The 9,662-nt window shown below is 72.9% G+C and carries 8 protein-coding genes; 6 read left to right on the forward strand and 2 right to left on the reverse strand.

The features are described from left to right. The first annotated feature begins 351 nt into the window (after positions 1-351). From zapE to N4P33_RS28070, 5 genes are all read left to right on the forward strand, one after another. A complete protein-coding gene (gene zapE, locus N4P33_RS28050; protein WP_260829620.1) occupies positions 352-1,503 on the forward strand; it encodes a cell division protein ZapE in 1,152 nt (383 codons plus the stop codon). Positions 1,504-1,907: 404 nt separating this feature from the next. Then, a complete protein-coding gene (locus tag N4P33_RS28055) occupies positions 1,908-2,489 on the forward strand; it encodes a carbonic anhydrase (protein ID WP_260829621.1) in 582 nt (193 codons plus the stop codon). An 8-nt stretch (positions 2,490-2,497) separates the two neighbouring features. Beyond that, complete coding sequence (locus N4P33_RS28060) at positions 2,498-3,991, forward strand: SulP family inorganic anion transporter (RefSeq protein ID WP_399030245.1); 1,494 nt, start codon at positions 2,498-2,500, stop codon at positions 3,989-3,991. 145 nt (positions 3,992-4,136) lie between these two features. Next, positions 4,137-5,372 carry a slipin family protein gene (locus tag N4P33_RS28065; protein ID WP_260829625.1) on the forward strand — a complete coding sequence of 412 codons (1,236 nt, stop codon included), beginning with the start codon at positions 4,137-4,139 and terminating at the stop codon, positions 5,370-5,372. Between the two features lie 168 nt (positions 5,373-5,540). Next, positions 5,541-6,890 carry a PhoX family protein gene (locus N4P33_RS28070; RefSeq protein ID WP_260829633.1) on the forward strand — a complete coding sequence of 450 codons (1,350 nt, stop codon included), beginning with the start codon at positions 5,541-5,543 and terminating at the stop codon, positions 6,888-6,890. A gap of 55 nt (positions 6,891-6,945) precedes the next feature. Here N4P33_RS28070 and N4P33_RS28075 read toward each other — a convergent pair whose 3' ends face one another. Continuing rightward, positions 6,946-7,431 carry an SRPBCC domain-containing protein gene (locus N4P33_RS28075; protein ID WP_260829627.1) on the reverse strand — a complete coding sequence of 162 codons (486 nt, stop codon included), beginning with the start codon at positions 7,429-7,431 and terminating at the stop codon, positions 6,946-6,948. Beyond that, positions 7,428-7,817, reverse strand: a complete 390-nt coding sequence (locus N4P33_RS28080; RefSeq protein WP_260829629.1) for a helix-turn-helix transcriptional regulator — start codon at positions 7,815-7,817, stop codon at positions 7,428-7,430. Before N4P33_RS28080 ends, N4P33_RS28075 begins: the two co-directional genes overlap by 4 nt. Positions 7,818-7,895: 78 nt before the next feature. Here N4P33_RS28080 and N4P33_RS28085 point away from each other — a divergent pair, with 78 nt between their 5' ends. Further along, positions 7,896-9,419 (forward strand): FAD-dependent oxidoreductase, encoded by a 1,524-nt coding sequence (locus tag N4P33_RS28085; RefSeq protein ID WP_260829631.1) that lies wholly within the window; start codon positions 7,896-7,898, stop codon positions 9,417-9,419. Positions 9,420-9,662: the final 243 nt, after the last annotated feature.

Consider the following 9,662-nt stretch of genomic DNA (forward strand, 5'->3'; position numbering starts at 1 on the left):
GGCACCGCACCGGCACCTGGGCCGACCCCGGCTCCAGTCCCGCCAGCCCCCGCACCGCCCGAAGACGCACCGCCCGCACTCGGCGCCCCCGGCACCGCACCGGCACCCAGGCCGCCCCCGACACCGGTCCCACCGGCGCCCGCACCACCCGATGACGCACCGCCAGCACTCGCCGCGCCCGGCACACTGGCGACCCCTCCAGACCCACCGGGCCCGCCCGGCACACCCCCGCCGGCGGTCCCTCCCGGCTCCCCGGCCCCGCCGGGAACACCGGCCCCCCGGGTCCCAACCGGCACGTGGTCCCCCTCGGCCGGAGCTGCTGTTTCGTCGGTCACAGGGAAGAGGCGTCGCATGTCGTGCAGTGTTCCACGCCCCGTAGCATGGGGAACCGTGTCGTCCTCCTCCCCGTCCTCCGCCAGCCCCACCCCCGGTCCCATAGCGGACGCGGCCCCGCTGTCGCTGTGTGCGCGCGAGCCGCATGTTCCCGCCGACCGGCTCGTCGCCGAGATGGTGCCGCCGCCGCGGTTCGACGCGGTGCGCTTCAGCACGTACATCCCGGACCCGAACCAGCCGAGCCAGACCGAGGCCGTCCAGGTGCTCGAGGGCTTCGCGGCGGGGCTCGACGGGGCAGCGGCGGGCGGCTCGGGCAAGCGGCGGCTGTTCGGCTTCGGGAAGGCGCCGAAGAAGGCCCCGTCCGGGCCCCGCGGCGTCTACCTCGACGGCGGGTACGGCGTCGGCAAGACCCACCTGCTCGCCTCCCTGTGGCACGCCACCCCGGCCGAGCCCGCCCTGAAGGCGTTCGGCACGTTCGTGGAGCTGACCAACCTCGTCGGCGCCCTCGGCTTCCAGCAGACGGTGAAGACGCTCTCCGGTCACCGCCTGCTGTGCATCGACGAGTTCGAGCTGGACGACCCCGGCGACACCGTGCTGGTGTCCACGCTGCTCGGCAAGCTCGTCGAGGCCGGTGTCGCGCTCGCCGCCACCTCCAACACCCTGCCGGGCAAGCTCGGCGAGGGCCGCTTCGCGGCGGCCGACTTCCTGCGTGAGATCCAGGGCCTGTCGGCCCACTTCCGCACCCTGCGCATCGACGGCGAGGACTACCGCCACCGCGGCCTGCCCGAGGCACCCGCGCCGTACTCCGACGACGTGGTGACCAAGGCGGCGCACGCCACCGAGGGCGCCACCCTCGACGCCTTCCCCGACCTCCTCGAGCACCTGGCGAGGGTCCACCCCAGCCGCTACGGCGCGCTCACCGACGGCATCCGCGCGGTGTGCCTCACCGGAGTGCGGCCGGTGCCGGACCAGTCGACGGCGCTGCGGCTCGTCGTGCTCGCCGACCGGCTCTACGACCGGGAAGTCCCGGTGCTCGCCTCGGGCCTGCCGTTCGATCAGCTCTTCAGCGAGGAGATGCTGAAGGGCGGCTACCGCAAGAAGTACTTCCGGGCGATCTCGCGGCTCACCGCGCTGGCCCGCGACGCCGGTCGGCTCGCCGGGAGCGAGTGACCCGGCTCCCTCCTTACCCGGCCCAACCCCCTGCCATCAAGGGCCGGTTCACGCCAATCCCCCTCCGGTTTTCAGGCGCTCCGCGCCGCGAAACGCGAAGTTAACCCTGCAAAGCCCTTTGCAGGGTTAACGTGTTTCTTGACCAACCGTTTGCCAAGCGTTGGCGTGTACCAGAGGTGTGAACTGCCCTGAGGGGGACGCATGTTCCAAGGTCCGGCGGCCTCGGCCGCCCCCTCGGCCCTTACCGCCGCTTTACCCGCGCTTCATCGCCTCTCTTTCCGTACGCCTTCGCATCCGCGTATACGGCCGGTCAGGTAAAGGCCAAGGCTCCACCGGGAGTCGCGTTCCCCCCACCTGCCATGCCCGTCCGACGCGCCCCCACGCGCGCCAGGAGGAAACACCAGATGCAGCCCCTCATCGACAACGCCCGCATGTTCGGCCGGCGCCCTGAGGAGTTCGCCCGCCTCGCCGAGGGCCAGTCCCCCGACGTCCTGTTCATCACCTGCTCCGACTCCCGGGTCGTACCGGCCCTGATCACGGGCGCCCGCCCCGGCCAGCTGTTCGAGCTGCGCACCGCGGGCAACATCGTCCCGCCCTACGCGGCCGAGCGCCCCACCGCCGAGGCGGCCACCGTCGAGTACGCCGTGGAGGTGCTCGGCGTCAGCGACATCGTGGTCTGCGGCCACTCCCACTGCGGCGCCATCGGCGCCCTGGTCCGCGGCGACGACCTCGACGCCGTCCCCGCCGTGCGCGACTGGCTGGCGCACGCCGCCGACGAGCCCGAGGTGGCCGACGCCGAGGACCCGGCCTGCGCCGACGCCGTACAGCACCACGTCCTGGCGCAGCTGCTGCGGCTGCGCTCCTACCCGTGCGTCGAACGGCGGCTCGCCGCCGGGGAGTTGCGGCTGCGCGGCTGGTACTACGAGGTGCACACCGGAGCCGTGCGCGAACACCGCGCCGCGACCGACGCGTTCGAGGCGCTGTGAGCGGCGCCGTGACGAGCAGGTTCCCCCACGTCCGGCAGGACGTCGCCGCCTCGCTCGTCGTGTTCCTGGTCGCCGTCCCGCTGTGCGTGGGCGTCGCCGTCGCCTCCGGCGTCCCGGCCGAACTCGGGCTGGTCACCGGCATCGTCGGCGGGATCGTCACGGGTCTGATGCCGGGCAGCAGCCTGCAGGTGTCCGGACCGGCCGCCGGGATGACCGTGCTGGTCTACGAGGCGGTCGACACCTACGGCCTGCCCGCGCTCGGCGTGATCGTGCTGGCGGCCGGGCTGCTCCAGCTGCTCATGGGCGCGCTCAGGCTCGGCCGCTGGTTCCGCGCCATATCGATCTCGGTCGTCGAGGGCATGCTGGCCGGCATCGGTCTGGTGATCATCGCCGGTCAGCTGTACGCGGCGGCCGGGCTCCAGGCGCCCTCCTCCGGTCTCGACAAGATCCTCGGGCTGCCCGGCGCGGTCGTGGACATGCTCGGCGACAGCGAGGCGCTCATCTCGTTCGCGGTCGGCGCGGGCACCGTCCTGGTGATGGTCCTGTGGCGGCGCATGCCGGGTCCCGCCCGTGCGGTGCCCGGCGCCCTCGCCGCGGTGCTGCTGGCGACGGCGGTGACGCTCGCGCTGTCCCTGCCCGTCGCCACGGTCGAGGTGCAGGGCCTGCTGGACGCCGTCCAGCCGCCCGGCGCGGACGCCTTCGGTCAGCTGGCGAGCATCGGGCTCATCGGCACGATCGTCGCCTTCGCGCTGATCGCCTCCGCCGAGTCCCTGTTCAGCGCGGCCGCGGTGGACCGGCTGCACGACGGGCCGCGCACCCGCTACAACCAGGAGCTGATGGCCCAGGGCGCGGGCAACACCGTCTGCGGGCTCCTCGGCGCGCTGCCGATGACCGCGGTGATCGTGCGCAGTTCGGCCAATGTGCACGCGGGCGCCCGGACCAAGGCGTCCCGGGTGCTGCACGGGGTGTGGCTGCTGCTGTTCGCGGCGCTGCTGCCGTGGGCGCTGGCGCTGATCCCGCTGCCCGCGCTGGCGGGCATCCTGGTCCACGCGGGCTGGAAGCTGATCCCGTTCCGGCAGATCACCGCGCTGTGGCGGGCGCACCGCGGCGAGGCGCTCATCCTCGTGGTCACCGCCGTGTCGATCGTCGTGGTGAACATGTTCGAGGGCGTGCTGATCGGTCTGGCGCTCGCGGTGGTCAAGACCGCCTGGGAGGCCTCGCACGCGAAGCTGGAGGTCATAGACAAGGGAGCGGGCCCGATCCAGGTGTACCTGTGGGGCAACGCGACGTTCCTGCGGCTGCCGAGGATCCTCGAGACCCTGGAGTCGCTGCCGGAGGACCGTCCGGTCGAGCTGGACCTGTCCGGCGTGCACCATCTCGACCACGCCTGCCGTACGGCCCTGGAGAACTGGGCCGAGCGGCACGGGACCCCCGTGAAGGTGTCGGGCGACGGCGTACGGGCCGCGGCGGCGGACCCCGAGCAGCCGGTGACGCCGGCCTGAGCCGAGGCGGCGACCTCCGGTCCGGGGCGGACGGCATGGCCCCGGACCGGAGGTCGGGCATATCGTTGCAGGAGCGGAGGATGACGCATCCGCAGCGGACATCGCCCGAAACGCACGAAGCAGGCCTCTGAACCGGGAGGTCGTCATGCTGGAGGAGCTGCTCACGGCGGCCGTAGCGGCCGGGGCCGCGGGAGCCACCTATTTCGCCGCGGCGGCACGGGTCGTCAAACAGTACGAACGGGGTGTGGTCTTCCGGCTCGGCCGGCTGCACGGTCCCGCGCGCAAGCCCGGGTTCACCATGATCGTGCCGATCGTGGACCGGCTGCACAAGGTCAATCTGCAGATCGTCACCATGCCCGTACCGGCGCAGGAGGGCATCACCCGCGACAACGTGACCGTGCGGGTCGACGCGGTGGTGTACTTCAAGGTCGTCGACGCGGCGGCGGCGCTCGTCAATGTCGAGGACTACCGGTTCGCGGTCTCGCAGATGGCGCAGACCTCGCTGCGGTCGATCATCGGCAAGAGCGATCTGGACGATCTGCTGTCCGACCGGGAGAAGCTCAACCAGGGCCTGGAGCTGATGATCGACAGCCCGGCGATCGGCTGGGGCGTGCAGATCGACCGGGTCGAGATCAAGGACGTCTCCCTGCCGGACACGATGAAGCGGTCCATGGCCCGCCAGGCCGAGGCCGACCGCGAGCGCCGGGCACGCGTCATCAACGCCGACGCCGAGCTCCAGGCGTCGAAGAAGCTCGCCGAGGCGGCCCAGCAGATGGCCGACACCCCCTCCGCCCTCCAACTGCGGCTGCTGCAGACGGTGGTGGCGGTCGCGGCCGAGAAGAACTCCACGCTGGTCCTCCCCTTCCCGGTGGAACTCCTCCGCTTCCTGGAACGCGCGGCCCAGCCGCAGTCGGGCGAGCCCGTGCGGGCGGCTTCCCGCCGGGGCGGTGACGGGCGTGTGCTGGAGGAGCGCGGCACCGCGGAGTCCACCGACGGCGACGGCCCGACGCAAACCCGGCGCGGCATCGAGGAGCGCGCGGCGGAGACCCGGCGCGGCGCCGAGGACAGCGCGACAGCGACTCGGGGCGAGACCGCCGACCGCGCGGCGGAGGCGGAACACGAGACGGCCCAGCCTTCGGCAGGCGCCCCTCGCGAAACCGGCGACCTCTCAGCCGAGCCCCGAGGCGAACCCGACCGCGCCGCGGCTCGCCTCCGCGCGGCCGGCACCCCGGACCTGCCGCCCCTCCCCACCACCGACGACCGTGCCGTCGACGCGCTCGACACCGCCGAGGGGCACACCGTGGAGGACCTTCTCGGCACCGACGACCGCCCCGTGGAGACCACCCGCGAGAGCCGCGGTCGGCGGACCCCGCCCCCGTGACACGTGCTACGCGCGTGGTTCCCGCGGCTGACGACAGGTGATAGACACGGCGGGGTCACGGTTCCTGTCCGCCAGCAGGAAGGTTTCCCCATGTCCGAAACCACGTCCACCGGCTCCCCCGAGGCACCACCGTCACAGACGCCGGCATCGGCCACCACACGCCGTCAGATGCTCGCCCGTTCCGGCGCCCTGGGCCTCGGCATCGCCTTCAGCGGCACCCTCTCCGAACTGTTCACCGGCACCGCAGCCGCCCAGGACCTCGGTCACGGCGGCGGCTACGGCCCCCTCGTCCCGGACCCCGACGGGCTGCTCGACCTTCCGAAAGGTTTCCGCTACACGGTGCTGTCCCGCGAGGGCGACGCCCTGCGCTCCGGCGAGGGCCCGGTGCCCTCGAACCACGACGGCATGGCCGCCTTCGCGGGCCGGCACGGCCGTGTCCACCTCGTCCGCAATCACGAGAACCGCCACAACGGCAAGGTCCCCGTCCCGGCGGTCGAGGGCCTGACCTACGACCCGGCGGGCAAGGGCGGCTGCACCGCGCTGACCCTGGACGCCCGCGGCCGGGTGCAGTCGGAGCGGGTCGCGATCGCCGGTACGGCCGTCAACTGCGCGGGCGGGCCCACCCCGTGGGGCACGTGGCTGACCTGCGAGGAGACCGAGGACAAGGCGGGCACCAACGGCTACACCAAGGACCACGGCTTCATCTTCGAGGTCGACGGCGCCGATCCGCGCCGCACCGGTGCCGTCCCGCTGACCGCGATGGGCCGCTTCCAGCACGAGGCGATCGCGGTGGACCCGAAACGGGGTGTCGTCTACGAGACCGAGGACGCCTTCCAGCGGCCGTTCGGCCTGTTCTACCGCTTCCTGCCCAAGAAGCCGCTGGGCGGCACCCGTTCGCTGCGCGCGGGCGGCACCCTGCAGGCGATGCGCGTGCCCGGCGTGCCCGACCTGTCCTCGATCCAGGAGACCGGCGCCCGTTTCGACGGCGTCGAGTGGGTGGACGTACCGGACCCGCTGGCCACCGAAACCCCCATCCGCCTCCAGGACTTCGGGCCCAAGGGCATCACGCACGCGCAGAAGCTGGAGGGCTGCTACTGGGGCGGGCGCTCGGTGTACTTCGTGTCGTCCTTCGCCCGCAGCGCGGAGGGCTCGGCCGGCGACCACTACGGGCAGATCTGGCGCTACGAACCCGACCGGCGCCGCCTCACCCTGGTGATCGTCTTCGGCCCGGACACCGACATCCAACTGCCCGGCGAGTCACCGGACAACATCTGCCTCGCCCCCAGCGGCGGCCTGATGGTGTGCGAGGACGGCGGGGGCGCGCAGCACGTCTACGGCGTCACCCGGCGCGGCGAGGTCTACGCCCTGGCCCGCAACCGCCAGAACATTGGCAGCCCTGAGCAACCGGAGTGGGGCGAGTTCGCCGGCGTCACGTTCTCCCCCGACGGCCGGACGATGTACGTCAACTGCTACAGCCCCGGCACGACGTTCGCGGTGACGGGACCCTGGCGCAAGTGAGGCGAGCGGGGGCGACGAGACGGTCGTCGCCCCCTGCCGCCGGGTGCGTGCCAGGTCAGGCGGCGAGCAGGTCGTCCATCTGTCCGACCGACTGCCGCAGTCCCTCGGTCATGCCCATCGTGTCGAGCTGGTCCATCTGCTCCCGGGTGTCGAAGGCCGACCGCAGTTCCATCCGGGTGCCGCCCTCGCGCTCGGTGAGCGTCATCCGTACCGCCGTGGTCGGCATCTCGGGGTTCGGCTTGCCCTCGCTGTCGGAGAAGCCGTCGGTGAACTCCAGGGAGGTCGGCGGCGTGACCGTGGTGATCCGCCACCAGCCGCCGTACTTCTCGCCCTCCGGGCCGGTCATGTAGTACCTGACCTCGCCGCCCGGGGTGAGGTCGTGCTCCTCGAAGGTCGCCGGGTAGTTCGGCGGGCCCCACCAGCGCTCCAGCTGCCGGGGGTCGGCCCACAGCTGCCACACCTTCTCCACCGGGGCGGTGAAGTCGGCGACCAGGGTGAGGGTCAGCTGGTCGACGTCCTTGTCCACACTGGTGACCGTCATCGGTCCTGTCCTTTCGTCGTGTCGCCGGAGTCCCGGCCGTTCTCCTCGGGCCCGTGCTCGTCCGCGAGCAGGCCGGACATCCGGTCCACCCGGGCCCGCCAGGCGTTCTCGAGTTCGTCGAGGGCCCGGCGCGCGCGGCCCACCGCGTCGGGATCGGTGCGCACCAGTTGCTCCCGTCCGCGTCGCTGTTTGGTGACCAGACCGGCCCGCTCCAGCACCGTGACGTGTTTCTGCACCGCGGCGAAGCTCATCGGGTACGCCTCGGCGAGACGTGACACGGACAGCTCACCCCGCACACAGCGGCGGAGTATGTCGCGGCGCGTCGCGTCGGCCAGGGCGTGGAACAGACGGTCCACGGTCTCGTCGCTCGACCCATCTACAACCATTTGGTTGTACGTTAGCGCGGTCCACCCCCGCCCGCAAGGGGAAGGTGCGGCGCGTGCCGCCCGGGGTACTCGGCTCCCATGACGGAGAACCAGCAGGTCAGCGGCTCGTACTGGCTCGAGACGGCGCCGGACGGACGCCATGGCGCCCTCACGGAGGACATCGAGGCCGACGTGGCCGTGATCGGCGCCGGCATCGCGGGCCTGTGCACCGCACGGGAGCTCGCACGCGCCGGGAAGAGCGTGGCCGTACTGGAGGCCGGGCGGATCGCGGCCGGCGTCACCGGCCACACCACCGCCAAGGTCACCGCCCTGCACACGCTGATCTACGACAAGCTGCGCCGCACCCGCGGCGCCGAGGGCGCCCGCCTGTACGCGCGCTCGCAGTCCGAGGCGATCGAGCACACCGCCGGGGTCGTCGAGGAGCTGGGCATCGACTGCGAGTGGGAGCGCCGCAGCGCGTTCACCTACGTCCGTGACCCCGCCCGGGCCGACGAGCTGCGCGCCGAGGCGGACGCGGCGCGGGAGGCGGGGCTGCCGGCGTCGTTCGTCACGGAGACCGGGCTGCCGTTCCCGGTGGCGGGCGCGGTGGAGGTGACCGGTCAGGCGCAGTTCCACCCGCGCAAGTACCTGCTGGCCCTCACCGAGGACCTGCTGGCGCACGGCGGCACCGTCCACGAGGACACCACCGTGCTCGGTCTGGAGGAGGGCTCGCCGTGCCGCCTGTCGACCTCGACCGGCGCCACGGTGACCGCCCGGGACGTCGTGGTCGCCACCCACTACCCGGTCTTCGACCGCGCCCTGCTCTTCACCCGGCTCTCCCCGCGCCGCGAACTGGTCGTCGCCGGCCCGATCCCGGCCGACCAGGATCCGGGCGGCATGTACATCACCCCGGAGGAGAACACTCGTTCGGTGCGGACGGCCCCGTTCGGCGACGACCCCGCCCGCCGTCTGCTCATCGTCACCGGGGAGCACTTCACCCCCGGGACGGCCGACACCCGGGCCGGCTTCGACCGTCTGGCCGCCTGGGCGCGGGCGCACTTCCCCGACGTGGAGCTCACCCATTCCTGGGCCACCCAGGACAACGATCCGACCGACACCGTGCCGCTGGTCGGCCCGCTGCACCAGGGCGCGCGGAACGTGTATGTGGCCACCGGGTTCGGCGGCTGGGGACTGAGCGGCGGCATGATGGCGGGGCTGCTGCTCACCGCGCAGATCACCGGCGAGGAGTGCGAGTGGAGCGCGCTGTACGATCCGCGCCGGCTGCTGCCCGCGGTGCGCGAGGCGCCGTCGTTCCTCAAGCACCAGGCGCAGGTCGCCAAGCACTTCGTGGGCGACCGGCTGCATCCGTCGCCGCCCGTGGAGGCGCTGCCCCCGGGTGAGGGGGCCGTGGTGCGCGCGGAGGGCGGCCGGCTCGCGGTCTACCGGGACGACGACGGCACCCTGCACGCGGTCTCGGCCCGCTGCACCCACCTGGGCTGCCTGGTCGCCTTCAACGCGGCGGAGCGCGCCTGGGAGTGCCCCTGCCACGGCTCCCGTTTCGACACCGGCGGCAAGGTGATCCAGGGCCCGGCGACGCGGCCGCTGGAGCGGCGGGACATCTGAGGGAGCCGCCGACGCGGGCGTGACCCGGCCGGGTGAGGTGGGCCGCAGGCGGGTGATGTGAGCCGCGGGCACCGGACCGGCCGGCACCCTTGCGGACATATCAGCCCATACCTTCATACGGTGATCACACAAGTACGCCGTGCCGTCGCCGTCTGCTGCCTGGGCGCCTTCCTCGGCGCCGCCGCGCTCACCGCCTGCGCCTCGACCGGCCGGCAGCCCGCCCGCCCGGGCCCGTCGGCCCCC

Origin of the sequence: Streptomyces sp. 15-116A (assembly GCF_025290915.1) — a bacterium.
GTDB lineage: Bacteria > Actinomycetota > Actinomycetes > Streptomycetales > Streptomycetaceae > Streptomyces.

Bases quoted from the DNA above. Each gene is read 5' to 3' on its own strand.
- zapE (WP_260829620.1), top strand. From the start codon at position 352: ATGTCGTGCAGTGTTCCACGCCCCGTAGCATGGGGAACCGTGTCGTCC.
- N4P33_RS28055 (WP_260829621.1), top strand. From the start codon at position 1,908: ATGCAGCCCCTCATCGACAACGCCCGCATGTTCGGCCGGCGCCCTGAG.
- N4P33_RS28065 (WP_260829625.1), top strand. From the start codon at position 4,137: ATGCTGGAGGAGCTGCTCACGGCGGCCGTAGCGGCCGGGGCCGCGGGA.
- N4P33_RS28070 (WP_260829633.1), top strand. From the start codon at position 5,541: ATGCTCGCCCGTTCCGGCGCCCTGGGCCTCGGCATCGCCTTCAGCGGC.
- N4P33_RS28075 (WP_260829627.1), bottom strand. From the start codon at position 7,431: ATGACGGTCACCAGTGTGGACAAGGACGTCGACCAGCTGACCCTCACC.
- N4P33_RS28080 (WP_260829629.1), bottom strand. From the start codon at position 7,817: ATGGTTGTAGATGGGTCGAGCGACGAGACCGTGGACCGTCTGTTCCAC.
- N4P33_RS28085 (WP_260829631.1), top strand. From the start codon at position 7,896: ATGACGGAGAACCAGCAGGTCAGCGGCTCGTACTGGCTCGAGACGGCG.